26 protein-coding genes and 1 tRNA gene are annotated in these 26,018 nt (G+C 69.5%); 4 read left to right on the top strand and 23 right to left on the bottom strand.

The genetic code is table 11. The features are described from left to right. Positions 1-4: 4 nt before the first annotated feature. The 7 genes from AC1DP3_RS08010 to AC1DP3_RS07980 form a co-directional block, all read right to left on the bottom strand. Positions 5-955, bottom strand: coding sequence for a hypothetical protein (locus AC1DP3_RS08010; protein WP_477292627.1), 951 nt, complete (start codon positions 953-955; stop codon positions 5-7). Positions 956-1,139: 184 nt separating this feature from the next. Next, a tRNA-Tyr gene (locus AC1DP3_RS08005) sits at positions 1,140-1,221 on the bottom strand. Between the two features lie 120 nt (positions 1,222-1,341). Further along, on the bottom strand, positions 1,342-2,259 hold the full coding sequence (locus AC1DP3_RS08000) for a PfkB family carbohydrate kinase (protein WP_477292626.1): 918 nt from the start codon (positions 2,257-2,259) through the stop codon (positions 1,342-1,344). Next, a complete protein-coding gene (locus AC1DP3_RS07995; protein WP_477292625.1) occupies positions 2,256-2,750 on the bottom strand; it encodes an FBP domain-containing protein in 495 nt (164 codons plus the stop codon). The genes AC1DP3_RS08000 and AC1DP3_RS07995 overlap by 4 nt, the downstream gene beginning before the upstream one ends. A 169-nt stretch (positions 2,751-2,919) precedes the next feature. Further along, positions 2,920-3,921 (bottom strand): sugar ABC transporter permease, encoded by a 1,002-nt coding sequence (locus AC1DP3_RS07990; protein ID WP_477292624.1) that lies wholly within the window; start codon positions 3,919-3,921, stop codon positions 2,920-2,922. Position 3,922: 1 nt separating this feature from the next. After that, positions 3,923-5,542, bottom strand: a complete 1,620-nt coding sequence (locus tag AC1DP3_RS07985) for an ABC transporter permease subunit (RefSeq protein ID WP_477292623.1) — start codon at positions 5,540-5,542, stop codon at positions 3,923-3,925. An 88-nt stretch (positions 5,543-5,630) separates the two neighbouring features. Next, the gene (locus AC1DP3_RS07980) at positions 5,631-6,854 is read right to left on the bottom strand and encodes a sugar ABC transporter substrate-binding protein (RefSeq protein WP_477292622.1); all 1,224 of its coding nucleotides are present in this window, start codon (positions 6,852-6,854) and stop codon (positions 5,631-5,633) included. Positions 6,855-7,119: 265 nt separating this feature from the next. Here AC1DP3_RS07980 and AC1DP3_RS07975 point away from each other — a divergent pair, with 265 nt between their 5' ends. Beyond that, the gene (locus AC1DP3_RS07975) at positions 7,120-7,608 is read left to right on the top strand and encodes a YajQ family cyclic di-GMP-binding protein (RefSeq protein ID WP_477292621.1); all 489 of its coding nucleotides are present in this window, start codon (positions 7,120-7,122) and stop codon (positions 7,606-7,608) included. A 26-nt stretch (positions 7,609-7,634) separates the two neighbouring features. On the opposite strand, the gene AC1DP3_RS07970 is transcribed toward AC1DP3_RS07975, so the two are convergent. The 6 genes from AC1DP3_RS07970 to AC1DP3_RS07945 form a co-directional block, all read right to left on the bottom strand. After that, entirely contained in the window at positions 7,635-7,907 is a 273-nt protein-coding gene (locus AC1DP3_RS07970) for a hypothetical protein (RefSeq protein ID WP_477292620.1), read from the bottom strand. A gap of 750 nt (positions 7,908-8,657) precedes the next feature. Next, entirely contained in the window at positions 8,658-9,488 is an 831-nt protein-coding gene (locus AC1DP3_RS07965) for an endonuclease domain-containing protein (protein ID WP_477292619.1), read from the bottom strand. A gap of 946 nt (positions 9,489-10,434) precedes the next feature. Beyond that, positions 10,435-11,808, bottom strand: coding sequence for an FAD-dependent oxidoreductase (locus tag AC1DP3_RS07960; RefSeq protein WP_477292618.1), 1,374 nt, complete (start codon positions 11,806-11,808; stop codon positions 10,435-10,437). 79 nt (positions 11,809-11,887) lie between these two features. Then, positions 11,888-12,943, bottom strand: coding sequence for a polyprenyl synthetase family protein (locus tag AC1DP3_RS07955; protein ID WP_477292617.1), 1,056 nt, complete (start codon positions 12,941-12,943; stop codon positions 11,888-11,890). 9 nt (positions 12,944-12,952) lie between these two features. Further along, positions 12,953-13,684 (bottom strand): bifunctional demethylmenaquinone methyltransferase/2-methoxy-6-polyprenyl-1,4-benzoquinol methylase UbiE, encoded by a 732-nt coding sequence (gene ubiE, locus AC1DP3_RS07950; RefSeq protein ID WP_477292616.1) that lies wholly within the window; start codon positions 13,682-13,684, stop codon positions 12,953-12,955. A 9-nt stretch (positions 13,685-13,693) separates the two neighbouring features. Beyond that, positions 13,694-14,257 (bottom strand): DUF402 domain-containing protein, encoded by a 564-nt coding sequence (locus AC1DP3_RS07945; protein ID WP_477292615.1) that lies wholly within the window; start codon positions 14,255-14,257, stop codon positions 13,694-13,696. 120 nt (positions 14,258-14,377) lie between these two features. Here AC1DP3_RS07945 and AC1DP3_RS07940 point away from each other — a divergent pair, with 120 nt between their 5' ends. Then, on the top strand, positions 14,378-15,637 hold the full coding sequence (locus AC1DP3_RS07940) for an isochorismate synthase (RefSeq protein WP_477292614.1): 1,260 nt from the start codon (positions 14,378-14,380) through the stop codon (positions 15,635-15,637). Positions 15,638-15,762: 125 nt separating this feature from the next. Here AC1DP3_RS07940 and AC1DP3_RS07935 read toward each other — a convergent pair whose 3' ends face one another. From AC1DP3_RS07935 to AC1DP3_RS07910, 6 genes are all read right to left on the bottom strand, one after another. Beyond that, positions 15,763-16,083 (bottom strand): hypothetical protein, encoded by a 321-nt coding sequence (locus AC1DP3_RS07935; protein ID WP_477292613.1) that lies wholly within the window; start codon positions 16,081-16,083, stop codon positions 15,763-15,765. Between the two features lie 183 nt (positions 16,084-16,266). Next, a complete protein-coding gene (locus tag AC1DP3_RS07930; protein ID WP_477292612.1) occupies positions 16,267-17,091 on the bottom strand; it encodes an SGNH/GDSL hydrolase family protein in 825 nt (274 codons plus the stop codon). A gap of 89 nt (positions 17,092-17,180) precedes the next feature. Continuing rightward, on the bottom strand, positions 17,181-17,990 hold the full coding sequence (locus AC1DP3_RS07925) for an ABC transporter permease (RefSeq protein ID WP_477292611.1): 810 nt from the start codon (positions 17,988-17,990) through the stop codon (positions 17,181-17,183). Positions 17,991-18,043: 53 nt separating this feature from the next. After that, positions 18,044-19,081, bottom strand: a complete 1,038-nt coding sequence (locus AC1DP3_RS07920) for an ABC transporter ATP-binding protein (RefSeq protein WP_477292610.1) — start codon at positions 19,079-19,081, stop codon at positions 18,044-18,046. A gap of 137 nt (positions 19,082-19,218) precedes the next feature. Continuing rightward, positions 19,219-20,115 carry a permease prefix domain 1-containing protein gene (locus AC1DP3_RS07915; RefSeq protein ID WP_477292609.1) on the bottom strand — a complete coding sequence of 299 codons (897 nt, stop codon included), beginning with the start codon at positions 20,113-20,115 and terminating at the stop codon, positions 19,219-19,221. Continuing rightward, complete coding sequence (locus AC1DP3_RS07910; protein WP_477292608.1) at positions 20,112-20,462, bottom strand: PadR family transcriptional regulator; 351 nt, start codon at positions 20,460-20,462, stop codon at positions 20,112-20,114. Before AC1DP3_RS07910 ends, AC1DP3_RS07915 begins: the two co-directional genes overlap by 4 nt. A 79-nt stretch (positions 20,463-20,541) precedes the next feature. On the opposite strand from AC1DP3_RS07910, the gene AC1DP3_RS07905 reads away from it, so the two are divergent. Continuing rightward, a complete protein-coding gene (locus AC1DP3_RS07905) occupies positions 20,542-21,300 on the top strand; it encodes a class I SAM-dependent methyltransferase (RefSeq protein WP_477292607.1) in 759 nt (252 codons plus the stop codon). Positions 21,301-21,321: 21 nt separating this feature from the next. On the opposite strand, the gene AC1DP3_RS07900 is transcribed toward AC1DP3_RS07905, so the two are convergent. From AC1DP3_RS07900 to AC1DP3_RS07890, 3 genes are all read right to left on the bottom strand, one after another. Next, positions 21,322-22,185 (bottom strand): PPK2 family polyphosphate kinase, encoded by an 864-nt coding sequence (locus AC1DP3_RS07900; protein WP_477292606.1) that lies wholly within the window; start codon positions 22,183-22,185, stop codon positions 21,322-21,324. A 72-nt stretch (positions 22,186-22,257) separates the two neighbouring features. Further along, complete coding sequence (gene menD / locus AC1DP3_RS07895) at positions 22,258-24,117, bottom strand: 2-succinyl-5-enolpyruvyl-6-hydroxy-3-cyclohexene-1-carboxylic-acid synthase (RefSeq protein WP_477292605.1); 1,860 nt, start codon at positions 24,115-24,117, stop codon at positions 22,258-22,260. A 3-nt stretch (positions 24,118-24,120) separates the two neighbouring features. After that, positions 24,121-24,597, bottom strand: a complete 477-nt coding sequence (locus tag AC1DP3_RS07890) for a PLDc N-terminal domain-containing protein (protein WP_477292604.1) — start codon at positions 24,595-24,597, stop codon at positions 24,121-24,123. Positions 24,598-24,679: 82 nt separating this feature from the next. On the opposite strand from AC1DP3_RS07890, the gene AC1DP3_RS07885 reads away from it, so the two are divergent. Continuing rightward, positions 24,680-24,955 carry a DUF4229 domain-containing protein gene (locus AC1DP3_RS07885; protein WP_477292603.1) on the top strand — a complete coding sequence of 92 codons (276 nt, stop codon included), beginning with the start codon at positions 24,680-24,682 and terminating at the stop codon, positions 24,953-24,955. Positions 24,956-24,965: 10 nt separating this feature from the next. On the opposite strand, the gene AC1DP3_RS07880 is transcribed toward AC1DP3_RS07885, so the two are convergent. Further along, on the bottom strand, positions 24,966-25,946 hold the full coding sequence (locus tag AC1DP3_RS07880) for a 1,4-dihydroxy-2-naphthoate polyprenyltransferase (RefSeq protein WP_477292602.1): 981 nt from the start codon (positions 25,944-25,946) through the stop codon (positions 24,966-24,968). Positions 25,947-26,018 lie beyond the last annotated feature (72 nt).

Raw genomic sequence — 26,018 nt, 5'->3', positions numbered from 1 at the left:
TGCGTCAGCCGCGCGGCGGCAGCGGCGGAGGGGGCGGATAGCCGTCGTATCCGGGCCCGGTCTGCGGGGTCGGGTGCTCCGTCGGCGCGGACGTCTGTGCCGGTGACGGAGCACGCCACTCGGAGTCGTCGACCGGGGGCGCACCCGGATGCGATACCGGAGCGAGCGGGGCGGTCGGCATGATCGCCTGCGAGATCGTCGACGGATAGCCGGTGTAGTACGCGTTCCAATCCGGTGAGCCGTCCGGCATGACCGGCAGCGGAGTCACGCCGTCGACATACGTCGGCCACGGCTGGAGGCCAGGAGGCTGCGCGACCGACCGTGCCGGCCGGGGCGCGAAGAGGGCGTTGATGAGCGGGATCAGCGCGGTGCCGACGGCGGCGAGGATCGCGAGGGCCACGACCGCGCGCCAGTACGGATCGCTGTAGGTGACGAACTCCCACGTCATGAGCGGGAGCACGAGCAGGAACGCGAGGATCAGCACGATGGCGATCGTGATGATCGTGACGGCACGCGTGAATCCTGTGACGTGGCGCAGATGCGCCTTCACGAGCAGCCGGCTGTGCAGGAGCGCCAGCTGGAGGATCAGGACGATGAGCAGGAACGACACGAACCGGCCGTAGCCGCCGTCGTAGTAGTACATGTCCGGCGAGGGCAGCCAAATGAGGACCGCGCCGATCAGCAGGGCCAGCACCCACGACACCATGCTCGCGAGGGCGAACCACGGAGGGCGCTTCGGTGCGAGGCGAGCATCCAGCAGCGCGATGCCCGCGAAGGCGGCCAGGAGGACGACCGTGAGGAATGCCCGCCCCACGATGTCGTTGTCGGAACCGACGAGCACCCACACCACGCACACCAGCGCGGCCACGATCAGCGCTCCGATCGCGACCCAGAGCGCGATGCGAATGAGCTTCGATTCCGATGTCCCCGTCTGAGGGCGCTCGGGCACAGTCATTGTGGTCCCCACTCTCTACAGGTCGACCCTGCACGCCCATCCTGGCACGCGGGGACCACGCCCGAGCGGACAGGTGAAAGGGAGTGGACGGATGCCGTGCCGTGCGCCCGCGCTGTGTTCGGCCGTCACAGAAACGATGAACGACGGAAGGGCTCCGCTTTCGCGGAGCCCTTCCGTCGTCCGGTGGCGAGTGAGGGATTCGAACCCCCGAAGTCGATGACAGCTGAGTTACAATCAGATCCCTTTGGCCGCTTGGGTAACTCGCCATGCGCACCCGCCCAGCTTTTCCAGTCGACCGGAGGCGCGATCAACGATATTACCCTCCAATGCCGGAGGTCAGAAATCGGCCCCGTCGTCTCCGCTCCATGCGGGCAGGAATGCCGGCGTCAGGTGCCGATCTGGTCGAGATCGAGGTCGGCGACCGCTGAGGGGAGACGCAGCAGCGCTCCCTCGAACCGGCACGTGGCGGCGGCGACGTCCATGGCCCGCTCCAGCAGTTCGCCCCAGGCATCGGCGTCTGCGGGAGTCGACTCGAGCAGGCCGGCGACTGCCGTCGCGAACGCGGCGTCGCCGGCGCCCATCGTGTCGACGATCCGCCCGGGAAGCGACGAGATCGGTCGTGTGACGACATCCGACCCCGCCTCGATCGTCGCGCCGTTCGCCCCCTCGGTGGCGAGCACCGCCCCGACCCCCATGTCGACGAGTCGCGCGCGCAGTGCGTCGAGTTCGTCGCCGTACAGCAAGCGCGCGTCGTCGTCGCCGACCTTCACGAACGACGCGCCCACCGCGAGCGCCTCGAAGCCGCGCACGAACTCGGCACGGTCCGACATCATGCCCGATCGCGGGTTGGGGTCGATCGCCAGGCGGACCCCGGCGACCCGCACGGCCTCGGTGAACTCGAGCGTCTGCGCGACGTCGTCGAACGGGAAGCAGCTCACCGCGACGATGGATGCCGCCGCCATGGCCTCGCGCTCGGCATCGCCGAAGCGGATGCGGCGCGCCTGCGCCGCCGTGTTGAACTCGTACGTGGGCTCGCCGCCCGCGCTGCGCGTGCTGACCGCGCGGGACGAGCCGTGCGGTGACGGTGTCGCGAGCAGCTCCACGCCGAAGTCGCCCAGATAGGCGCGGATGTGATCGCCGGCCTCGTCATCGCCCACCATGGCGATCAGGGTCGCCGGCACGCCCAGGCGGCTCAGCCCGACTGCGACGTTCAGTGCGGCGCCTCCGACGAACTCGCGTACGCCGGCATCGTCGCGCAGCTCGTCGATCAGCGCGTCGCCGACGACGACCGCACGGCCGGTCACGCGGCCGCCCCCTCGAGCACTCGCTCGACGAAGGCCTGTGTGCGGCGCCGGGTCCCATCGATCTTCCGGTCGACGCTCGCCCTCAGCTCGCTCGGAGCGAGGGGCGCAGCGAGCCTGACATTCTCGTGGCACGACAGGTCACGGCAGATGTAGGTGCCGACGCTGTCGCCCTGGCTCCCCGAAGACCCGGCCTTGCGGGCGGTGAACAGCGCGACCTGGTCGGCCGGCTGCATCGTGTGGCACAGATTGCACATCGCAGACCGGGCGCGGGACGTGCCTTCGGCTGCGCGGAGGACGACCCCGGTCGGCTCACCGTCGACCTCCGCGATCAGATAGCCACGACCCCGCGTGCGAGGGTCGGGCCACGCGAAGAAGTCGAGGTGATCCCAGTCCGTGAGGATGAAATCGGCGGGCAGCGCGAGGTGGCGCACCTCCTCGGGTGCTGCGTTCACGAACGTCTCGCGGATCGCTTCCTCGGTCAACGGGTGCATGGTTCCTCCTCGCCGTGGAGATCCCCAGTTTACGAAACAGCCGGGATCGCGGAAGGTCCGTGTTCAGCGAGGAGGCCGGACAGCCCTTTCGCACGACACGACGACGCGTGACGGATGCCGAGGCCCGGCCCGGGCGCCGGGCCCCAGCATCCGTCTCTCGAAATGCGTGTCAGCCCTTGGTCGCGCCTGCGGTCAGGCCACCGACGATGTACCGCTGGAGCAGCAGGAACACCACGACCACGGGGATCGCCGCCATGACGGCGCCCGCCGAGAATGCCGACCAGTCCGCGTACCGCGGGTTGGAGACGAGCTTGGTGAGGCCGACGACGAGCGTCTGCTTCTCGGGGTCGATGAGCATGACGCTCGCGATGACGTACTCGTTCACGATGCCGATGAACGACAGGAGGCCGACGACCGCGAGGATCGGGGCGACCAGGCGCAGGATGATCGTGAAGAAGATGCGCGCGTGGCCTGCTCCGTCGATCTTGGCGGCCTCGTCGATCTCCTTCGGGATCGTGTTGAAGAACCCGTACATCAGGTACGTGTTCACGCCCAGCGCGCCGCCGAGGTAGATGAGGATCAGACCCGTCAGCGTGTTGAGGCCGATCGCCGGGAACCAGTCGCCGATCGAGCTCATCATCAGGAAGATCGCGACGACGGCGAGCAGCTGGGGGAACATCTGCACGACCACGATCGTGACGAGCCCGACGCGCCTGCCGGAGAAGCGCATGCGCGAGAACGCATATGCGGCGAGCGCGCCGATGACCACCATCGTGACACCCGTGACGGTCGCGACGAGCAGGGTGTTGAGGAACCACATCGGGTACGGGATCTGCGGATCGGTGAGGATCCGGACGTAACTGTCGAACCCGATCGCGGAGAACAGCTGGTTGGTGCCGGTGAGCGTGYCGCGCGGATTGAGCGACGCCGACACGACGTACAGGATCGGGAACACCGCGAAGATCGACACGATGATCGCGACGAGGTGGCGCCAGCCGGTCGAGCCGAACCACCGACCGAACGAGCGGCGGCGGCGCGGCGCCTGATACTTCTGCGAGCCGAGGCCGACGGTCGCGGTCTCGAACTGCTCGGCGGTGCCGCCGGCGAAGACGGCGAGCGCGGTGTTCTGGCCGATGGTCTTCTCGGCGTGAGGGAGGCGATCGTCGGTCATGTCAGTTCAGCTCCTCGAGGGCCTTGGTCTTGCGGAAGCTGACTATCGCGATCACCGACACCACGATGAAGATCAGGATCGTGAACGCCGACGCCAGCCCGTAGTCGCGGTTCTGACCGGTGAACGCCACCTTGTAGACCATCGAGATCAGGATGTCGGTGTGTCCGACGGGGATCGAGACGTCCGAGAAGCGGGGCCCGCCGTTGGTCAGCATGTAGATGAGGTTGAAGTTGTTGAAGTTGAACGCGAACGATGCGATCAGCAGCGGCGCGACCGTCACGAGCAGGAGCGGCAGCTTGATGCGGCGGAAGATCTGCCACGGGTTGGCGCCGTCGACAACAGCCGCCTCGTTGACGTCTTCCGGGATGCCCTGCAGCGCACCCGTGCACACCAGGAACATGTAGGGGAAGCCCAGCCACAGGTTGACCACGAGCACCGAGATCTTCGCGAGCACGGGGTCGGTGAGCCACGGGATCTCGGCTCCGCCCAGCAGCACCTGGTTGATGAAGCCGAAGCTCTCGTTGAGCATGCCCGCCCAGATGAGAGCCGACAGGAAGGCCGGGAACGCGTACGGGAGGATCAGCATGATCCGGTACCCGTTTCGGAACCGCATGCTCTTGTGGTTGAACACGAGCGCGAGCAGCAGGCCCAGGAAGAACGTCGAGGCGACCGAGATCGTCGCGAACACGAAGGTCCAGATGGTCACCGCGATGAGCGGACCCCGGATCGTGGCATCCGTCAGTGCCCGGACGAAGTTGTCGAACCCGACGAAGACCTGCCAGCCGGGAAGCAGCTGCTCACCCGATTCGGACGTGAAGGCGCCCTCGCCGGTGTTGCTGTAGACGGTGCCCGTCTCGGTGTCGGTCATCGTGTCGGCGACCGGGTCGTACTCGAGGGTCGAGACGTACAGGTAGCCCTTCTGCCCGTCCTGCGTGCGGATCGCCCCGTCGTTGGGGTCGTCGCTGTAGGCAACCGCGAGCGCCTCGACCTCGTTGCTTCGGCTGAGCACCTCGGCGAACGTCAGGGTGTCCCAGCCGTCGAGCGAGACGGCCTTGCCGCCCTCCATCGTGGCGCCGTCGGCGGGATGCAGCGGCTCGGTGTTCGTGCCGACGCTCACCTCGCGGTCGGTGGGGTCGGTCACGAGGAGACCCAGCACGCCGACGCGCTCGACGACGGCGACGTCGAAGGTGGGCGAGTCGTCGACCCGGACGAGCGAGGACCGCATGAGCGACGCGATCGCCTGGTCCTGGCTGCCGTTGTGGCCGGTGCCGTAGTTCGTGAAGCCGATGTACGCGGTGTAGCAGAGGGTGAAGATCTGGAAGACGACGAGGAGGATGATGCCCGGCGTCAAGTACTTCGCCGGGATGTGCTTGCGTGAGAAGTAGATCCAGTTGACGAGGATCGTGACCGCGACCACCAGGCCGAGCACGAGCCATTCGCCGTGCAGCGCGAGCACGGCGGCCGCGTAGAGCGCCACCGCATCGACGACGGCGAGCATCGCGATCTTGAAGATGATCCAGCGATTGCGGCCGGACGCGGCATCCGCCAGACGCGCCGCCTGGCGCTGCTTCTTGCTCGGCGGCTCGGTCTTCTCGGCCGTCGCCTCGATGGTGTCGGTCATACGTCGTCCTCGTCGTAAGGGCCGGCCGGGACGGATGCTGGGCACCCGCCCCGGCCGGCATGTTCGCGGCCCTGGGGCAGCGACGGTGTTACTTGATGGCTGCCGTCACGTCGTCGACGAGCTTCTGCCACGTCGCCGTCGGGTCTGCGCCGTTGATGATCGCGGCCTCGGCCACGCCCCAGAACGACCAGACCGAGCCCATGGCGGGGATGGCCGGCATCGGGACGGCCTCGGCGCCGACGGCCTGGAAGCCGGCGACGATCGGGTCGGCGGCGGCGGTGTCCGCTGCGGCGGTGAGCGCCGGGAGGACGTTGCCGGCCTCGAACAGCGAGAGCTGGACGTCTTCGGTGCCGATGTAGTTCACCAGGAAGTCGTTCGCGGCGACCTTGTTGTCGGACTCCGAGCTGATGAAGAAGCCCTTGACGCCGGCGAACGGCGATGCGGGGGCGTCGGTGGGGCTCGGGACCGGGTCGATCGCGACGTTGATGCCGGCATCGACGGCMGACCCGACGTTCCAGGGGCCGGTCAGCCAGAAGGCCGACTCACCTGCGAGGAACTTGTCCTTCGCGATCTGGCCGTCGATGTCGGTGTTGAGGGTGCCCGCAGCGCCCTGCGCGCCGAGCCAGGTGGCGAACTCGAAGCCGCCGGCGCTGCCGAGCTGCAGGTCGGCCGGGTCGTAGTTGCCCTCGGCGTCGGTGCCGAACACCGGGGCGCCGAACGCCGTCYGGAACGGGTACAGGTGGTACGGGTTGCCCTCGGCACCCTGCTCGACCACGAACGGCGTCGCCAGGCCTGCGGCCTGGCCCTTGGCGATCATGTCGTCGAAGCTCGTCGCCGGCTCGGCGATGATGTCGGCGTTGCGGAGCACGGCGATGTTCTCAACCGCGTACGGGAGCATGTAAGTCGTGCCCTCGTAGGTCGAGGCCTGCAACGCGACCGGTGCGTAGTCGTCGGCGGTGTCGCCGAGCTCGATCGGTGCGACGACGCCGTTGGTCGACAGCTCGCCGAGCCAGTCGTGCGCGCCCATGACGACATCCGGACCGCGGCCGGTGGGGGCCTGCTGGATGAAGTCATCCTTGATGGTGTTGTTGTCCTTGCCGACGAGATCGACGGTCACGCCGGTCTTCTCGGAGTACGCGTCAGCCGCGCCCTTGAGCGCATCCACGCGCTCGGAGTCGACCCAGACGGTCAGGGTGGTCGCGGCGTCTTCGGTCGCTTCGGGCTCAGCGGAGTTGCCTGCGCAGCCTGCGAGCACGATCGAGACGGCGGCGATGCCGCCGAGAGCCAGCCAGCTCTTCTTGTTCACCTTCATCGGTGCAGTGCCTCTCTGGAGTACATGTGAATGTCGGCGGCGATGCCGTTCGCAACACCGCGGACACTGTGACGTGATGCCTGCATGATGCAAGCGCTTACATTTGTAACACGCGATCCCCGGTTCCGAAGAATTCGATCCCGCTTTCGATATAGGTTCGTGACATATCGAGCCTCGGTAAGCGTTTCCAACCTCGCGGGGTCGCAAACGCTTGCATTGCGGGACGACAGGGAGAGTCGCGGCTGAGCCGGACTAGACTCCCCGCATGGCTGATTCTTCGTTCGACATCGTGAGCAAGGTCGATCACCAGGAGGCCGAGAACGCGCTCAACCAGGCCCGCAAAGAGATCGAGCAGCGCTACGACTTCAAGGGCACCGGCGCCTCGGTCGAGTGGAGCGGCGAGTCCGTGCTCATCAAGGCGAGCTCCGAGGAGCGCGCGAAGGCTGTTCTCGACGTCTTCCAGTCGAAGCTCATCAAGCGCGGCATCTCGCTGAAGAGCCTGGAGTCGGGCGAGCCCTTTGCCAGCGGCAAGGAGTTCCGGATCGTCTCTACGATCAAGGACGGCATCTCGTCCGAGAACGCCAAGAAGATCTCGAAGATCATCCGGGACGAGGGGCCCAAGGGCGTCAAGTCGCAGATCCAGGGCGACGAGCTGCGCGTGCAGTCCAAGAGTCGTGACGACCTCCAGGAGGTGCAGCGCCTGCTGAAGGCCGCTGACCTGGACGTCGATCTGCAGTTCACCAACTACCGGTAAACGCGCTTCCGCACCGCTGGGGCTGGTCACACCACCCTGCGGCCGCCCCAGTCTGCGATGGGTCCTCCGCCGGGACCGTGGTCTTTGACATAGGCCCCGTGGACGCGCTCGCACGCGACGCGCAATGACGTCGCCCAGCCGATCACCTCGCCACGGTAGATCGCCTTGTAGCGGACCTCGGCACCGTTCATCACGCGGCGGATCTCGATCGACCCGTAGGTGCGGCCCTGCGCCTCGATCATGCGCCACGTCCCCGTAGGGCCCTCCTGCGCGCACAGGATCGGGTGCCAGTCGGCCATTCGCGGGGGCGTTCCTTCCTCCGGCCGACAGGATCAGGCTAGGCCGATCTCCCGACACCCGGAAGACGGGGTTGGTCGCGCCGGCGCCGGGCGCAGAGGGCGTCGATCTCGGAGGGCGCCGATCTCTGAGGGCGCCGCGCGCAGAGGGATGCGGCGGCGCAGGTTTCGGCATCCCGCGCGCTGCGGCATCCCCCACGCTGCGGCGGCTCACGGGTTGGGGCATCCCCCGGGCGGCGATAGCGGGCTGGGGAGGTTGTGTGCCCGATGGGAGGAGGAAACCGCGGGAAGGGTCCTCCGATGACCTGCGAGTCCTCCGATCGCCCTCACCGCGCGGGATGCAGGCCGGCCGCCACGGCCCGCATGATGAGGCATCTCCCGGGCTGTGCCACACCCCGGGCTGCCAGCCGGCGCGGGCTGCGACAGCCGGTGGGCCGCGGCATCTCCCGGCGGACAGCGGGTTGCGGAGGTCTTGTGCCCGATGGGAGGAGAAGACGGCGGGAAGGGTCCTCCGATGACCGGCAAGTCCTCCGATCACCATCACCTTCCGCGATGCCGACCGGCCCCACGGCCGGCATGATGAGGCATCTCCCGGGCTGTGCCACACCCCGGGCTGCCAGCCGGCGCGGGCTGCGACAGCCGGTGGGCCGCGGCATCTCCCGGCGGACAGCGGGTTGCGGAGGTCTTGTGCCCGATGGGAGGAGGAAATCGCGGGAAGGGTCCTCCGATGACCGGCGAGTCCTCCGATCGCCCTCACCGCGCACGATGCAGGCCGGCCGCCACGGCCCGCATGATGAGGTCCTGCACCGTCGGCCACCCGTCCACCATCTGCCGATACCCGACGCGGATCACGTGGTAGCCCATGAGCATGAGCGCCGCATCGTGGGCGATGTCCTGCTCCCGCTGTGCGCCTACGTGGTGTCCACCGTCGATCTGCAGCACGAGCCGCTCACCGATGAGCAGGTCGACGCGGTGTCCGGCTATGGAGATCTGGCGCACCATCGGCAGGCCGAGCCAGCGCAGTCGGGGCAGCGCGAAGCTCTCGAGACCCGAGTCCGCCCACGGCTGGGCCACCTCGAGCAGGGCGCGGGCGGATGCGGGCAGCGGAAGCCGGCCCATCGCGAGGCGGTCGACCAGACCCTTGCGCAGCGCCGATTCCCAAATCGCCAGCGCCGCCTCGCGCGGCTGACATCGCGCGGTGAGGACGAGCACATTCTCGATCGAATCGACGAGATGATCCGGATGCCGCGGCACGAGCGGCCTGCCCCAGTGGACTACGGCAGTCCCCGTCGGTGCTCGACCTGCGTGCGGGCCGGCTGCGACATGGACGGCCGGTTCCTCGAGCACCCAGAGACCCAGTCGTCGAGCCTGACTGATGCACGAGATGACAACGCCCGCGCGAGCGGCGGCGATCTGCATCGGATCGGCGTCGGGAGTGGACACCCACCCTCGGCGCACTCGCGTCACTTCGCCTGCGGCGAGGGCACGCTGAAGGGCTCGCTCACCGAACCCCGCTTCGCGGAGAAGGGTCACACGAGCGACGCCGCCGGCTCGGGTGACAGCATCCCGAATGGCATCCTGCATCCGCCCACACTGCCCAGTGCCGAGCGTTCACACTTCCCGGGCGTGCGCGTCTGTGGACAACGATGGCGATTGCTGCGGAGGTGAGGACAACCCTGCAGGCCGATCCGGATGCCGCGCCCGGCGGAAGGGGACCTGCGGGCGAGGGCCAGCGGAGGTGTTGTCGCCTATCGGAGGATGGATGCCCCGGCTCGCTCCTCCGATCGACGACACTTCCTCCCGAAACGGCGCGCCACTCCCGGAGTCCGTGCCCAGCGGAGGTGTAGGCCGCCGGGACCCGCAGAGGCTCGACCCGTGAAGGTGACACCGGCGCGCGAGGGCCAGCGGAGGTGTTGTCGCCCATCGGAGGAGGGATGCCGCGGCTCGCTCCTCCGATCGAGGACACTTCCTCCCGAAACGCCGGTGCCCGCGGAGGCTCGGCCCGTGAAGGTGACACCTGCGGGCGAGGGCCAAGCGGAGGAGTTGTCGCCTATCGGAGGATGGATGCCGCGGTTCGCTCCTCCGATCGAGGACACTTCCTCCCGAAACGGCGGGGCACTCCCGGAGCCCGGGCCCGCGGAGGTGTAGGAACGCCGGGACCCGCGGAGGCTCGACCCATGAAAATGACCCCCGGGCGCAGGGCCGGCGAGGTGTTGTCGCCTATCGGAGGATGGATGCCGCGGCTCGCTCCTCCGATCGACGACACTTCCTCCCGAAACGGCGCGCCACTCCCGGAGTCCGTGCCCAGCGGAGGTGTAGGCCGCCAGGACCCGCGGAGGCTCGACCCGTGAAGGTGACACCGGCGCGCGCGGCCAGCGGAGGTGTTGTCGCCTATCGGAGGATGGATGCCGCGGCTCGCTCCTCCGATCGAGGACACTTCCTCCCGAAACGGCGCGCCACTCCCGGAGTCCGGGCCCAGCGGAGGTGTAGGCCGCCGGGACCTGCGGAGGACACGTCCTCCCGAGCCCGCCTACTCCGCGCGCGAGACCGAGACCATCTCGTCGCGCGGGACGACCTTCACGCGGGCACGCCCGTGGGGCGCGCCGAGTCCCATCTCGTGCTCGTCGAGGCGATGCCAGCCCTCGAGATCCGTCCAGGCGACGCCGCGCGATGCCAGGAGTGCCGGGATCGCCTCCTCGGACGGGTCGACCGGCTGCCACCACGACCCCTGGTCGTTGATGATGTGACGCACGGTCTCCATCGCATCCGATTTCGTGTGGCCGATGAGCCCGACCGGACCGCGCTTGATCCATCCCGTCGCGTAGACGCCCGACACCCGTTCGTTGGAATCGGGATGCAGCGCCTGGCCCTCGTGGTTCGGGATCACGCCGTGGCGCTCGTCGAAGGGCACGCCCGGAAGCGGGGAGCCGAAGTAGCCCACCGCGCGGTAGAGCGCCTGAATGGCGACCTCGCGGATCTCACCGGTCCCCACGACCCCGCCGGCGCCGTCGGGTCGCGTGCGCTCCCAGCGGAACGCGGCGACGCGACCCTCGGCATCCTTCACGATCTCGAGCGGCTTGGCGTAGAAGTGCAGATGCAGGCGACGGGATGCCGAGCCGCCGGCGTTGTTCACCGAATCGCGCTTGCGCCAAGCCTGCAGGATGCGGTCGATGACCATGACCTGCTTGTTGCTCGCGATCGCCGCCTTCGACGCCTCGTCGTAGTCGAAGTCCTCGTCGTAGACCACCATGTCGACGTCGTTCAGCTCGCCGAGCTCACGCAGCTCGAGCGGGGTGAACTTCACCTGTGCGGGCCCGCGGCGGCCGAAGACATGGACGTCCGTGACGGGCGAGGCTTTGAGCCCGTCGTACACGTTCGCCGGAATCTCGGTGGGGAGCAGATCGTCGGCGTGCTTGGCGAGCATGCGCGAGATGTCGAGGGCGACGTTGCCGTTGCCGATGACCGCGACCGACTCCGCGTCGAGCGGCCACTCGCGAGGGACGTCGGGGTGCCCGTCGAACCAGCTCACGAAGTCGGCCGCACCGTAGGAGCCGACCGCGTCGATCCCCGGGATGCTGAGGTCGGTGTCGCGGATCGCGCCGGTCGCGAAGATGACGGCGTTGTAGTGGTTCTTGAGATCGTCGAGGGTGATGTCCTCGCCGAAGCGGACGTTGCCGAAGATCCGGATGTCGCCGCGGTCGAGCACTTCGCGGAGGGCCGTGATGATGCCCTTGATGCGCGGGTGGTCGGGGGCGACGCCGTACCGGACGAGACCGTACGGCGCCGGCAGCTGCTCGAACAGGTCGATCGAGACGTCGAACTTGCGCTCCGCCTTCAGGATGATGTCGGCGGCGTAGATGCCTGCCGGGCCGGCGCCGACGATCGCGAGACGGAGCTTGCTCATAGAGGTCCTTTCGGGAGGCGCCCCTCCGCTCGATCAGCGAACCGGACTCCGGTGGTATCGCGCGGTGAGGCGGGAGAAGCTAACTGGAACGGTCTGCCACAGCCTGCGCGAAGCGCGTCAGCGCCTCTCGCACAGGGCCATCGGGAATCGGGGCGAGCGCCTCGATCGCGTCACGTGACCAGGAGTTAGCGAGGTCGAGCGTCTCGCGGGTCGCGGGATGCTCGCGGAGCGCGGCCAGCGGCGCATCGAGCAAAGCGGGGTCGGCGCCGTCGGCGATCAGTGCCACCCCGTCGTCGATCTGCGAGTGCAGTGAAACGGATGCTGCGTCGTCCCGCCGACCGAGGAGCAGGTACGGCATGGTCCTGACCCCGGCGCGCAGGTCGGTGCCGGGAACCTTGCCCGTCTCCCCCGGGTCGTCGGAGAGGTCGATCACGTCGTCCAGGAGCTGGAAGGCGACGCCCGCCTTGTCGCCGAAGATGAACATCGGCTCTTCGAACTCCTCCGGGCCCTCGCTGAAGATGACTCCGGCCTGAGCCGATGCCGCGATGAGGGAACCGGTCTTGTCTGACAGCACCTGCAGGTAGAACTCCACCGGATCAGCATCCGGCTCGGGTCCGACCGTCTCGTGCATCTGGCCGAGCACCAGCCGCTCGAAGGTGTCGGACTGGAGGCGGATCGCACGGTCGCCGTGGCGCGCCATGATCTGGCTCGCCCGCGAGAAGAGAAGGTCGCCGGTGAGGATGGCGATGCTGTTGCCCCACACCGCGTGCGCGCTCGGGACACCGCGGCGCTTGTCTGCAGCATCCATCACGTCGTCGTGGTACAGCGATCCGAGGTGCGTCATCTCGAGCGCCGTGGCGCCCTGCACGACTTCGTCGGTCGTGCCCTTGCCGAGCTGCGCCGCGAGAAGCGCGAGCATCGGGCGCACCCGCTTGCCGCCCGCCTCGTAGAGATAGCGGCTGGTGGCGTCCGCGAGCGAGTCGGCGACGCGAAGCTCTTCGCGCAGCTGGAGGTCGACGCGGTCGAGACCTGCCTCAACGGTCGAGAGAAGCCGGCGAGACCGCGGACCGGCGAAGACGCGATCACTGAGGCCCAGCTTGCTCGCGAGACGCGAGCCCGGCGCTGAGGGAGTCACGGCTACAGCCTACCGGGAGGGCTTGCGGGCCCGGTGAAGTGCGACGATGCCGAACGAGAGGTTGCGGTGCGCGACATCGGTCCAGCCCGCGCCGCGGATCCACGACGAGAGCGTCCGCTGGTCGGGCCAGTCCTTGATCGACTCGTTCAGGTAGTCGTAGGCATCGGCGTTCGAGCTCACCGTCTTGGCGACGACCGGCAGGACCCGGTCGTTGTAGAAGCGGTACAGCCCGTTGAAGGCGGGCGACGGCGGCTGCGAGAACTCGCAGACGACCAGGCGGCCGCCGGGCTTCGTGACGCGCAGCAGCTCGTGGAGAGCCTTCTTGGGCTCGTTCACGTTGCGCAGGCCGAACGACATCGTGACCGCATCGAACTCGGCGTCCTCGAACGGCAGTGCCGTGGCGTCTGCTTCGACGAAGGTGAGATTCGGGATGCCGCTATGCCGGCGTCGCCCTTCGGCGATCATGCCCGGCGAGAAGTCGGCCGCGACGACGTCCGCTCCGCTGCGGGCGAGGCTGACGCTCGACGCGCCGGTGCCTGCCGCGAGATCGAGGATGCGCTGGCCGCGACGAGGGGCGACGGCACGGGTGGTCGCGACGCGCCAGAGCTGGTCGTTGCCGAGACTCAGGACGGTGTTGGTGCGGTCGTACCCGCGCGCGACCTCGTCGAACATGCCGCTGACGCGCCGGGGATCCTTGCCGAGATCAGCGCGGTGCGGCTCGTGGCCGGAGCTGGAGGTCATCGGACGAGTCTAAGCGCCGGGTTCGTGAGGCCCGAAGGAGCCGAGCAGGCCGAGCCAGCGCTCCGGGGTGGGATCGTCGAACGGCGCATCGTGCGCCGTGACGCGCCGCTCGAGGTCGACGGCGAGCGCCTCGAGCCTCTCCACGAGGTCGAGCGGATACCCGTACGCGACGCGGTGCTCGTCCCACTCGTCGCGATCGTCGATCCAGATTCCTCGCCCGTCGCGCGTGTCGACGACGTCGAGGTCCATGTCGATCCCCGTGGGCTCCTCGTCCTCCCAGTGCACGTCCCACGCGATGTCGATGTACACCCGGTACGACCCCGGGCTCGCGTTGAACGTCGCCGCGTAGTCGCCGGTCGGCGGCAGCAGCGTCACGTTCGGCACCTCGACGGCGAAGTCCCGCCCCGGGCGGCGGCTCCGCCATCCGGCGGGCTGGCCGAACCACTCGCCCCACCGATCGGAGCCGAGGTACACGCACTCGTGCTCCCAGTGCGCGGAGCCGTCCCACTTCCGCCAGCGGAACAGCAGGCGGGTGCCCGGCCGGGGCCGAGCGAGGCGGGAGTCTTCGGACACAGGGCGAGTCTATTCGCGCAGCAGCGATCGATACGGGGCGTCGCTCTCCACGCGATCCGGAGTCCCCGTCCGCTGAGCGCGGACTTCGCTCGCATCGGCCGGACTCGACCCTAGGCTGGAGTGGTGATCGACCCGCTCCGCCCGCCGCGTCTGGTGGTCGAGACCCGGGAGATCGGCGCCGATCAGGACATCCTCGCGTTCGCCGACCCCCAGTCGCCGCTGGCGTGGCTGCGCCGCGGCGACGGGATCATCGGGGTCGGAGGCGTCGTCGCCGGCTTCGACGCGGGGGCTCCCGGTGCGCCGGATCCTTCGACCGCCTGGCGGGCGATCGCGGCCGCCGCGGAGGTCGACGACCCGATCGGCCTTCCGGGCACGGGCCTCGTCGCATTCGGGGCCCTCGCCTTCGACGCCCGGTCTCACTCGTCCAGCCGGCTCATCGTCCCGCAGGCGATCGTCGGCCGCCACAGCGGTCGCGCCTGGATCACGCGGATCCGTTCGGCCGAGACGGCCGACGCCGTCGTCGAGCCTCTCCCCTACGGGCCGTACTGGTCGGCGACGCTGGGCCCGGGGGCGCTCGACCCCGCCGGCTACCAGGCCGCCGTGCGCGGCGCCCTCGATGCCATCGAATCCGGCGAAGTGCGCAAGGTCGTCGTCGCGCGAGACCTCGTCGGGACGGTTCCTGCAGGTGCGGACCTCCGGCGCCTGGTCCGCGCGCTGTCGGCCGACTATCCCGACACCTGGACGTTCGCCGTCGATGGACTGATCGGGGCGAGTCCCGAGACGCTCGTGACAGTCTCGGGCGGCACGGTCACGGCGCGCGTGCTGGCCGGGACGTTCCCGCGAGGAACCGACGCAGGAGACGACGTCGCCGCATCCCTCGCCCTCTCGCACAGCGCCAAGGACCTCGATGAGCACCGCTACGCGATCCAGAGCGTGCTCGACTCCCTGGCCCCGCACACGCGGGAGCTGCGCGCCGACTCCGAGCCCTTCGCTCTGGAGCTGCCCAACCTGTGGCATCTGGCGACCGATGTCGCCGGGGAACTCACGGACCACGCTTCGGCGCTCGATCTGGTGGCGGCCCTGCATCCCACTGCGGCTGTCGCCGGGACACCCACGGATGCCGCCATCAGGCTCATCCGGCGGCTCGAGCCGTTCGACCGGGGCCGGTACGCGGGGCCTGTCGGCTGGGTCGCCGCGAACGGCGACGGGGAGTGGGCGATCGCGCTGCGCTGCGCGCAGGTCGGGCTCGGACACACGGGAGACACAACCATCCCGGTCGTCGCGCACGCGGGCGCCGGCATCGTGGCGGGGAGCAACCCCGAGACCGAGCTCCTCGAGACGCGTGTGAAGTTCCGGCCGATCGTGGACGCCCTCGCCTGAGGGTCTTTCCGCCGCTCGGGCGCTTCGCCGACTTCGGATCGTTCAACCGATTTCGGCAGCATGGTCGAGACCTCGCCGCTGTCGCCGGCCGCGATGCCGGACGGATCGGTGCGGATCGTCGCGTCTCAGCCGAGACCGCGGGCTGTGGCGTTGCCGTCGGGGTGGGTGCTTGGGGACTCGGTGCCGCCGCCCTTGGGCGTCCCGTCGGCGGTCGAGGTCTCGACGTCGGGGCCTTCGAGCGAGCCGTCGTCGGGCTCCTCGAACGGGTTGCCGGGACGCACCGCTGCACTCGGAGCGATGTCGATGCGCGTGTTGCCGTCGTGCTCGCCGACCTCGATGCGCGGGTCGGCGTCGCTCTCGACGGCGCCGGGCGCGGACAGCAGCTGATCGCGCCGCTTCTCTTCGTCCGTCATACCGGTCGGGTCGCTGCTCGTGGTCTCAGACATATCCGGACCCTACGCACCCGGCACTCGGCGCCGGCAGCCCTGGCGCGGCAGGTGCGGCCGTGCTAGACGTGCCCCCGAGGAGGCGGGTCGGGGCGCGAGAAGGCGGGTTCGGTACGGAGAAGGTGCACCCTCTCGGAGCCGAACCCGCCTTCTCGGCGACTGAGGCGCCTTCTCGCGACGGGCTCAGTTCGACAGAGCCGTGAGGACGGCGCTCCGGTAGATCCCCTGGCCCGCGGCTGTCGGGTGCAGGAAGGTGATCGGGTCGGTCGGGTTGGCCCCCAGCCACGGGTCGGCATTGCCCACCTGGTGTCCGGCGAAGGCGTAGGCGACGCTCGCCGTTTCGGTGTTCACGCCGTTCGCGGCCGCAGCCGCCACGGCACCGGCGATCTGGTCGTCCAGAATGGCCGTGGCCCCGTTGACGTAGTTCGCGATCCAGTCGTTGGTTCCGGCCGCGAAAGGCAGCGGATAGTCGGTGACGATGATCTGAGCGTTCGGCGCACGCTCGGCGATGGCGCGGATCAGCGCAAACAGGTCCGCTCCGATGATGCCGGAGTTCAGCGCCGCCTGTGCAGAATCGATCGCTGCATCACAAGCGTCCGAGAGGGGCGCGCCTGAGCAGGCGGCGTAGATGGCGCCGGCACCCACGTCGTTCGCTCCCACGGTGAGCGTGACGAGCGTCGTGCCGCGATTCACCTGCGACAGCTGCGTCGCGGTGACATCGGCGATCGTCGCGCCGCTGCACGCGGCGGTGCGCAGCAGATTGATGCGCTGCTCGGCGTCGAGCAGGACCGGGTAGGCCGCGGTGCTGCGCAGGCACCCGTCGAGGGGAGCGCCAGCGCCCTGACCTGCGGCGTACGAGTCGCCGAGCGCGACGTACTTCTGCACGGGCGTCGTGGGCGGGGCGGCATAGGCGGGTGCGGAGACTCCGAGGAGCAGGGCGACGAGGGCGATGACGACGGCGGCGGTGGAACGAAGGCCGCGGCGGCCCGGGCGAGGGAGGGGTGACATGGCTGAACCCTAGTCCCTGACGGCGATCCGCCGACAGACCCGGCGGTTCTCTGCCGGAGGTGGGTCTCGTGGATCCCGAGTTCGATGCCTCAGATCGACCGCTGGTAGGCGCGGATCGCGCCGACGGACCACGCGAAAGCGAGTCCGGCGAGCACCACGAGGCCCGCCACCTGCCACCAGGCGTTCCCGGGGTACGAGCCGTCGAGGCCTCCGCGCCCGAGTTCGACGGCCCACGTCATGGGGTTCCAGCGCGACACGCTCTGCACCCACTCGGGCATGAGATCGGCGGGCATCATCGTGGTCGACAGGAACGTCGCCGGCAGCACGATGAGCTGCGACAGGCTGATGAGCGCGATCTGGTTGCGGGTCGTCAGGGCGACGGCGGTCGACATGGAGCAGAAGATCGTCGCGAGCAGCGTCGCGACTCCGAGCGCGACGGCCATACCCCCGACGCCTCCGGGATAGCGGGCGCCGGCGAGCCACCCGATCCCCAGGACGACGAGCGACTGGAGCACGTTGACGATGAGCTGCTGCACCAGCTGCCCGGTGATGATCGCCGTGCGCGAGATCGGCGATGTCAGGTACTGATCCATCACCCCCGACGCCATGTCATCGATGTAGCCGGTGCCCGCCCACGCCCCCGAGTAGAGGACGGTCATCATCAGGATGCCGGGCACGAGGTAGTCGATGTACCCCTCGCCGCCGAACTGGGGCAGGGCGCCCAGCGAGGAGAAGACGGCGCCGAAGAGCACGATCCAGATGACCGGCTGGATGAGCGACATGACGGGACCCCACGCCTGTCGCCAGCTTCCGATGAGCCAGCGCCGCAGCACCTGGCCGGTCTGGGTGAACCAGCCGGAGCGGCCGGGTCCGGCGCTGAGGGCGATGGACGGGCCCACGCGCCGAGAGGCTCCGCGCGACGCGCCAGCCGCGCGTGGAGTAGGCGTGGGGATCATGCTGCCGCTCCTGTCTGGATCGTGTCGGTGACAGGGCGTGCGCCCGCGTCGGCCGAGGTGTCGAAGGTGTGCCCGACGAAGTGCAGGTACACATCGTCGAGGGTGGGGTGGGATGCCGAGACCTGCCCGAAGCGGATGCCGGCGGCATCCAGAGCGGCGATGACCGCACCGACCGCCGCCGAGGCGTCGTCGGTGCGAGCGGCGAGGACGCCATCGACTCCGGATGCCTCGACCACGAGGTCGCGGAGGCCGGGGACTCTCGCGAGCGCGGCCCGTACGGCCGCAGGGTCGGGCTCCACCAGCGAGACCCGGAGCGAGTCGCCGTGCAGCGCCGCCTTCAGCTCGGCCGGAGACCCCTGCACGACGGCGCGCCCCCGATTGACGAGCAGGAGCTCGTCGGCGAGCCGATCCGCCTCCTCCATGTAGTGGGTCGTGAGGACGACCGTGAGCGCCTCCTCGCCGGCGAGCCGACGGATCTCCGCCCACATCGCGGCCCGCGCCTCGGGGTCGAGCCCGGTCGTCGGCTCGTCGAGGAAGAGCACACGCGGCCGGTGCACAAGCGCCGCCGCCACGTCGAGCCGCCGGCGCATCCCCCCGGAGAACGTGCTGACCGGGCGACGCGAGGAGTCGGCCAGGCCGAACTCGCCCAAGAGGTAGGCGGCACGGGTCCACGCCTCCGCTGAGCCCGAGCCCCGCAGCCGTGCGGCGATCTCGAGGTTCTCGGTGGCGGTGAGGAGGGGATCGGTGCTGGAGCCCTGCGAGACGTAGCCGATCGAGGCGCGAACGGCGTCGGGACTCCGCAGCACGTCGTGGCCGTCGACCCGCGCGGAGCCGCTCGTGGGCCTCGACAGCGTCGTGAGGATCTTCGTGGTCGTGGACTTGCCGGCGCCGTTCGGTCCGAGGAGTCCGAAGACGCGCCCTGTGGGGACGGTGAAGCCCAGTCCGTCGAGGGCTCGGACGGCGGGCTTGCGCCCGCGACCGGGGTAGACCTTCACAAGGTCTTCGGCGACGATCGCCGAAGTGCTTTCGGGCATGGCGAAGCATCCCTTTCTCATTGGTGGGCGGTGCGATGCGGGCTGGTGCACCCCCGATCGACAGGTCAACCACGCGTCCGCAGGGGGGATGGGCCGGAATCGACCTGTAAGCGGGTGGTTGACCTGTGAACGAGGAGTTACGGGGTGGGCTTGCGGGGGCCGAACAGCATGCGCGCGAGGACGAGCAGCATGACGGCGAAACCGCCGACGAGGGCGAGCAGCCCCCACAGCCAGCCGACGGTGAACACCAGGACGGCGATGACCGCGAAGGTGACGATGAAGATCACGGCGGTGTAGATGCCGAAGCGCGCCGCCGTCTCGGGGTCCTCCTCGAAGCGATTGGGAGGGGTGTCGGAGATCGACTGACGGACCCAGGCCTTCTTGCGGTTGGTCTGAGTCGCGGCGAGGAAGGAGAACAGCACGATCGACGCGACCACCGCCAGCCCCGCGATGATGATGGCCCACACCTCGAGTGCGCCCAGGGCGACGAGGCCTCCGAAGCCGAGGCCGAACGCGCCGATGAAGCTCGCCAGCGCGAAGCCCGAGGCGCGACCGATCGGAAGGGGGTGGCTGGTCGTCGTCTCCTGCGAGAGCGAGTCGCCGACGATCAGCCCGACTGCCATGGATCCGAGGCCGAGAAGCGCGATCTCGACGCCGACCGCGAGGGGGAGGATGGCGAGCGCTCCGAGGGCCGCCAACCCGAGGGCGGCGAGGAGGACCACGGAGTAGACGACCGTGCGGACGACGAATGCCGGCTCGGGACGCACGTGGTGCCGCGCGAAGGCTTCCTGGGACCAGGGCGAAGCGGGCGATGCGGGCGACGAAGGCGCCGCCTCGGGGAGCAGGTCGCGCACGTCGCCGAGCTCGGAGATCGCGGTCTGCGCAGCGACGGCCGGCGCTGTGCCCGATGCCTCGAGTTCGGCGACCCGGGCGACGAGGTTCGCCCGCACCTCCTCTTTGAGGTCCTGGGCATCGGGTGTCATGTCGACCCCGGCGAACGCCTCGTCGAGAAGGCGGTGAATATCTGTGCTCATTGCTTTTCCTTCACGTCGAGGAGGGAGTCGATGATGCGACGGGTCGCGACCCAGGCCGCCACGTTGGAGCGGTAGACGGCGCGACCCGCGTCGGTGATGCGGTAGTACTTGCGACGTCCGCCCTGCGTCTCGTCACCCCAGTAGGACTCCACCAGGCCGTCCTTCTCGAGCCGCCGGTACGTCGCGTACAGCGTCGCCTCTTTGATCTCGTGGTCGCCGCCGGTCGCATCCCGGATCGTCTTGTAGATCTCGAAGCCGTAGCGCTCGCCGCGACGCAGCACGCCGAGCACGATCGTGTCGGTGTGACCTCGCAGCAGATCCGCCGCGAAGGCATCGTCCTGTGTCATGACAAGTACTGTATCACGTCAACTACTATTCGAGGCGAGGATCTTTCGGCTCCGGATGCGGCGGCCTAGACTGCCGCGCATGTCGTTCGATGTGGCGGCGGAGGCCTACGACCGATTCATGGGGCGGTACTCGGTGCCGCTCGCAGACGTCTTCGCCGACTTCGCCCGGCCGGCGGAGGGCGGCCGCGTGCTGGATGTGGGCTGCGGGACAGGGGCGCTGACCTCGGTGCTCGCGCGGCGGTACGGCGAGAGCGAAGTCGCCGCCGTCGATCCGTCGGCGAGCTTCGTCGCCGCGGTCGCCTCGCGCTTCCCGTGGGCCGACGTGCGCCACGGCCACGCCGAGGACCTTCCGTATGACGACCACGTCTTCACTGCGGCGCTCGCCGAACTGGTCGTGCATTTCATGACCGACCCCGTCGCGGGTCTGCGAGAGATGCGGCGCGTGACACGGGAAGGCGGCGTGGTCGCCGCGTGCGTCTGGGACTTCGAGGGCGGACGAGCGCCCCAGTCGCGCTTCTTCGCCGCACTTCGCGAGGTCACGGGAGCAGCCGACGACGAGCGCGATCGGCCGGGGGCGGGGGGCGGTCGGCTGGCAGCGCTCCTCGAGGACGCCGGCTGCAGCGACGTCGCCGAAGGCGAAGTGAGCGTCACGCAGTCCTTCGACGGCTTCGACGACTGGTGGGAGCCCTACACGCTGGGCGTCGCGCCCGCCGGCAGGCAGCTGGCCGCACTGGACGACGCGGAGCGCGAGCGGGTGCGCGCCGCTGCGCGCACCCGCTTTCCACACGGCCCCTTCACCCTCGAGGTGACAGCCTGGGCCGCTCGCGGGATCGCGTGACCCCGACGTCTCGCGTCCTCGTCAGGTCGCCGCGAGGCGCTTCTTCTCCGCCTCGATGTCGTACGTGGCCTTCGGCCACTGGGGGTCGATGTCTTCGAGCGCCTCGGTGAGCAGCTCCTGCACAGCGACGCGGGCGTACCACTTGTGGTCGGCCGGGACGACGTACCACGGCGCGTGCTCGCTGGACGTGCGTTCGAGCGCGATCTGGTAGGCGTCCATGTACTCGTCCCAGCGCCCGCGCTCGTCGATGTCGGTGGGATTGAACTTCCAGTGCTTGTCAGGCCGGTTGAGACGCCGACGCAGCCGCCTCTTCTGCTCGTCCGACGAGATGTGCAGCATGACCTTCACGATGCGGGTGCCGGAGTCGGTGAGCTGCTTCTCGAAGTCCACGATCGCCCCGTAGCGGCGTTCGATCTCCTTCGCCGGCGCCAGCTTGCGGACCCGCGCGATCAGGACGTCCTCGTAATACGACCGGTCGAACACTCCGATGAGCCCGGGCGTGGGAAGCCGCTTCTCGAAGCGCCACAGGAAGTCATGCTTCAGCTCTTCCTCTGACGGCGCCTTGAATGCGGCGATCGTGATCCCCTGAGGGTCGACCGTGCCGACGACGTAGCGGATGATCCCGCCCTTTCCCGCGGAGTCCAGGGCCTGCAGCACCAGGAGCACAGACGCATCAGTCGCATCCGATCTGCTCTCCGCGTAGAGGCGCTCCTGCAGCGGGCCCATCTTCTCGGCGCCATCCACGAGATCGGACTTCCCCTCCTTCTTGCCGCCGGCGTAGCCGGGGCTCGAGGAGGGATCGACGTCGGCGAGGCGGAAGCCTTCGCCGACGCGCAGAAGCTGGGACGTGTCTTTGGTCCAGTAATGCTGGCCTTTGGAGCTCATGGCCCCATCATGGCGTGCGGGCCTGATCCGGGGCGAGGTCTTGACGGCGACGCCGATCCGGGCATCCCTCCGTCAGCGTGCGAGCGGAACCTCGATGATGCGGCATCCGCCGCCCGCGGAGGTCAGCGCCTGATCGAGCGCGGCGCGCGTCGACACCCTCTCGTAGCTCCAGCCATAGGCGAGCGCGAGCTGCTCGAGGCCGACGGCGTGCGGCGTGTAGAGCACGCGGTCCATCGCCTCGGGTCCGGCGACCTCCGCGACCTCGAGTCCGTCGAAGATCGTGCCGCCGCCGTCGTTGCCGACGACGAGCTGGATCCTCGGCTCGGGCTCGCGCGGAGCTCGCAGCAGGGCGCCGACGTCGTGCAGGAATGCGAGGTCGCCGAGCAGCACCCGCGTGACACCCGCGCGTGCGCCGGACTGGCTCGCGAGAGCGATGCCGAATGCGGTGGCGATCGTGCCGTCGATGCCCGCGAGGCCGCGGTTCGCGTGCACCGGGACCTTCTTGCCGCCGAGCACCGCATCGGCGACGCGCACGAGCCGCGACGACCCGAAGACGAGCCGGTCGTGCGGCCAGGTCGCACGCCAGACGGCGTCGACCAGGCCGACCCGGTCGAGTGGTGCGCGGATGGCCTCGAGCTCGGCGGCGATCGCACCCAGGCGCTCACCGGGGACGGCGGAGGCGAGTGCGGCGGCGTCAGGAGCCGCAGGAGTGAGATCGACGGATGCCTCGCGCGACGCTCGCAGCCACCCTTCGAGCCAGGCGCGATCGGTGTCGCCGGGCGCGACGCCGATCGTGTCGAGGGGTGTCGTGACCCCGTTCAGATTGAGGGGCTCCCCCGGTCCGCGGAGGGCGAAGACCTCGACCTCCGGGTCGCCGAGCAGCGCGGCCACCTCTCGGCTGAGAGTCGGGTGGCCGAGCACGACGGCCCTCTCGATGCGCCCGCCGAGGTCGGGAACGGCGAGGAGCTCGCGGTAGCCGTGCACGACGAGGCGCCCGAAGCGCGCGCCGCTGACGATCTCCGCGATGAGGGGCCAGCCGCCCGCGTACGCCAGAGCCTCGGCATCCGGTCCGGCATCCGCGCCCGCGATGACGACCGTGCGGGGTCCTCGCGGAAGGAGGAAGGGCTGATCCTCGGGCTCGATCGGGAGATCGGCCTCTCCGATGCCGCCGCCGCCCTGGTACAGCGCGCCCGAGGGATCAGGGACCGCCTCGGGCTCGACGGGAGCCGCATCGGGGTTCTCGTCGGGTTCGACCGTCAGCTCGGCGACGGGGGTGGTGAGCCACCCCGGAAGGTCTCCGGCGAGGGGCTCGCGGAAGGGAAGGTTGAGGTGCACCGGGCCGGGCGAGCGCGTGCCCGCTCCCAGCGCAGCCGAGACCGCCTGCTCGGCCACCTCGCGGAGCATGAGGCTCTGCTCGGCGCCCCCCTCGGCATCCGTCGCCTCGGGGACGGGGAGGTCCGCCTCGAAACGCGTGCTCGGCGAGAACATGCCGGGCTGCCGGGTGGTCTGGTTGGCTCCGACGCCGCGCAGCTCGGGCGGACGGTCGGCGGTCAGCAGCAGGAGGGGCACGCCGGCGTGGTGCGCTTCGAGGGAGGCCGGCAGCAGGTTCGCGGCGGCAGTGCCCGACGTGCAGACGACGGCTGCCGGCATCCGGGTCTCGCGTCCGATGCCGAGGGCGGTGAACGCCGCCACGCGCTCGTCGATGCGCACGTGCAGCGACAGCACGCCGCGACGCTCGAGCTCGGCGGCGACGAGGGCGATCGACTGGGAGCGGGAGCCGGGACTCAGGACGACGTGGCGGACGCCCTGCTCGACGAGGGCTCCGAGGAGGGCCGCCGCAGCGTCGGTCGCCGGCGAGGGATGCGCGCGGCTGTCCTCACACGACTCAGCCGCGGGCGGGGTGTCGCGCTCGCCGTCGGCCTCGGGATCCATTGGTCAGCCGGCGACGCCGCGCTGACCGCGGGTGTCGTCGTCGGCTTCGGGGGTTGGGGTGTGAGTCGTCGGCTCGGGCGGGGTTGCGGCCTCGGCAGGCGGCTCAGCGGCGGCGGCGATCGTGCCCCCGGCCGGGCCGTCGGGGTGAGTCCAGCGAGGATCGTCCCCCTCGGCGTCGAGCTGCGCGAGCTCTTCCTCGAGGCGTCGGATGCGCTCATCCTGATCGCTGATCGTGCCGATCTTGCCGAGGAACTCGGGGTCGTCGTCAGGTGCACGTCGCAGGGTGGCGGCCGTCTCGCGTGAGCGGCCCACGACGAACCAGAGGATGCCGCCGAGCACCGGAAGCAGCACGACGATGACCAGCCAGACGGGCTTCGGCACACCGCGGTGGCGGATGGCCGGCTGAACGGCGCAGTCGACGATGGTGAAGACCCAGAACGCAGTCGCCACCAGGGCCATGATCAGCAGCACCTTCGGCACACTCCCATCCTAGGCGCGTGGGCTGGACATGGCCTGTCGATACCGAACCGGGACCTGGGAGCGGCCAATTTAGGATGAGAGGGTGAAAACCCGCTCCGCCCTCTTCTACACCGTGATGCGGCTGCTCGCGTTCTTCGTCCCGTTCGGGATCCTGATGCTCTTCCCCGTCTTCCAAGAGCTCTATTGGCTCGCGGCGCTCTTCGCCGCGCTGATCGGGCTGAGTCTCTCGCTGCTGTTCCTGCGCCGCCCGCTCGAGGATGTCTCGGCGGGCCTCGCCGCTCGGCGCGAGCGCACCCGCCGCACAGACACCGATGAAGACGTGGAGGATGCCGCGGTCGACGCCGACCCGGAGAGCTGACGCTCGAGTCTCAGCCGATGAAAGCCCAGAGCAGCGCGGCACCGTAGGCGACCGACGTGAGCGAGGTCAGCGCCAGGGCGATCACGAGCTCCTTCGGCAGCCGGTACGTCCAGACGATGAGGATCGCCGGCAGCGCCGCAAGCAGCGCCATGAGCGCGAGCCACGCGATCGGGTAGAACAGCGCGAGGAAGATCGCGATGCCGAACGGCGCCAGGACGAAGACGGTGAAGAGCACCCGGGTCCACCGCCGGCCGATGAGGACCGTCAGCGTGCGCTTGTGCGCCAAGCGGTCCTGATCGATGTCGCGGAGGTTGTTGGCCAGCAGCACGGCGCACGCGAGGAGACCTGCTCCCACGCCGCCGAACCAGGCCTCCTGCGGCACCGAGAGCACCTGGACGAACGCTGTGCCGGCCGTCGCGACCAGGCCGAAGAAGACGAACACGACGACTTCGCCGAGGCCGTAGTAGCCATACGGCCGCTTGCCGCCGGTGTAGAACCAGGCGGCGAGGATGCAGACGGCTCCCACCGCGAGGAGCCACCACTGCTGTGTGCGGATGACGATGGCGAGGCCGGCCACGGCCGCGATCGCGAAGAACACGAGCGCCACGATCAGCACCGAGCGCGGCTTCGCCTTGCGCGACGCGGTCAGACGTGACGGGCCGACGCGGAAGTCGTCGGTGCCGCGGATGCCGTCGCTGTAGTCGTTGGCGTAGTTGACGCCGATCTGCAGGCTGACCGACACGATCAGGCAGAACAGCGCGATCACCCAGTGGAAGAGCCCGTCGACGAGGTGGGCGGCGCCCGTGCCGATGAGGATCGGGGTTACAGCGAGCGGGAGCGTCCGCAGCCGCGCTGCGCCGATCCAGTCGCGCGCGGTCGCCTTCTCGACGTGACGCGGGTCGCGCGTCTGCACGGGCTTCTGCGGATTGCCTCGCGCGACCTGCTTCTTCGCCGGGGTCCGCTTGCGGTTCTTGCTCGGGGTGCCTGCCACGTCTGCAAATCCTAGATGCCCGTGGCCTGTGACATCGTCAGGCGCGGTGCGCAACCCTGTGCGCGGCATCCG

This window comes from Microbacterium sp. P5_B6 (assembly GCF_056400345.1).
The sequence above is the reverse complement of the archived record's forward strand: the minus strand, read 5'-3'. Positions and strand labels throughout refer to the sequence as shown.

Excerpts from the sequence above, each read along its gene's own strand:
- AC1DP3_RS08010 (WP_477292627.1), bottom strand. The coding sequence starts at position 955 with ATGACTGTGCCCGAGCGCCCTCAGACGGGGACATCGGAATCGAAGCTC.
- AC1DP3_RS07995 (WP_477292625.1), bottom strand. The coding sequence starts at position 2,750 with ATGCACCCGTTGACCGAGGAAGCGATCCGCGAGACGTTCGTGAACGCA.
- AC1DP3_RS07985 (WP_477292623.1), bottom strand. The coding sequence starts at position 5,542 with ATGACCGACACCATCGAGGCGACGGCCGAGAAGACCGAGCCGCCGAGC.
- AC1DP3_RS07975 (WP_477292621.1), top strand. The coding sequence starts at position 7,120 with ATGGCTGATTCTTCGTTCGACATCGTGAGCAAGGTCGATCACCAGGAG.
- AC1DP3_RS07970 (WP_477292620.1), bottom strand. The coding sequence starts at position 7,907 with ATGGCCGACTGGCACCCGATCCTGTGCGCGCAGGAGGGCCCTACGGGG.
- AC1DP3_RS07965 (WP_477292619.1), bottom strand. The coding sequence starts at position 9,488 with ATGCAGGATGCCATTCGGGATGCTGTCACCCGAGCCGGCGGCGTCGCT.
- AC1DP3_RS07960 (WP_477292618.1), bottom strand. The coding sequence starts at position 11,808 with ATGAGCAAGCTCCGTCTCGCGATCGTCGGCGCCGGCCCGGCAGGCATC.
- ubiE (WP_477292616.1), bottom strand. The coding sequence starts at position 13,684 with ATGACCTCCAGCTCCGGCCACGAGCCGCACCGCGCTGATCTCGGCAAG.
- AC1DP3_RS07935 (WP_477292613.1), bottom strand. The coding sequence starts at position 16,083 with ATGTCTGAGACCACGAGCAGCGACCCGACCGGTATGACGGACGAAGAG.
- AC1DP3_RS07930 (WP_477292612.1), bottom strand. The coding sequence starts at position 17,091 with ATGTCACCCCTCCCTCGCCCGGGCCGCCGCGGCCTTCGTTCCACCGCC.
- AC1DP3_RS07920 (WP_477292610.1), bottom strand. The coding sequence starts at position 19,081 with ATGCCCGAAAGCACTTCGGCGATCGTCGCCGAAGACCTTGTGAAGGTC.
- AC1DP3_RS07915 (WP_477292609.1), bottom strand. The coding sequence starts at position 20,115 with ATGAGCACAGATATTCACCGCCTTCTCGACGAGGCGTTCGCCGGGGTC.
- AC1DP3_RS07910 (WP_477292608.1), bottom strand. The coding sequence starts at position 20,462 with ATGACACAGGACGATGCCTTCGCGGCGGATCTGCTGCGAGGTCACACC.
- AC1DP3_RS07905 (WP_477292607.1), top strand. The coding sequence starts at position 20,542 with ATGTCGTTCGATGTGGCGGCGGAGGCCTACGACCGATTCATGGGGCGG.
- AC1DP3_RS07900 (WP_477292606.1), bottom strand. The coding sequence starts at position 22,185 with ATGAGCTCCAAAGGCCAGCATTACTGGACCAAAGACACGTCCCAGCTT.
- menD (WP_477292605.1), bottom strand. The coding sequence starts at position 24,117 with ATGGATCCCGAGGCCGACGGCGAGCGCGACACCCCGCCCGCGGCTGAG.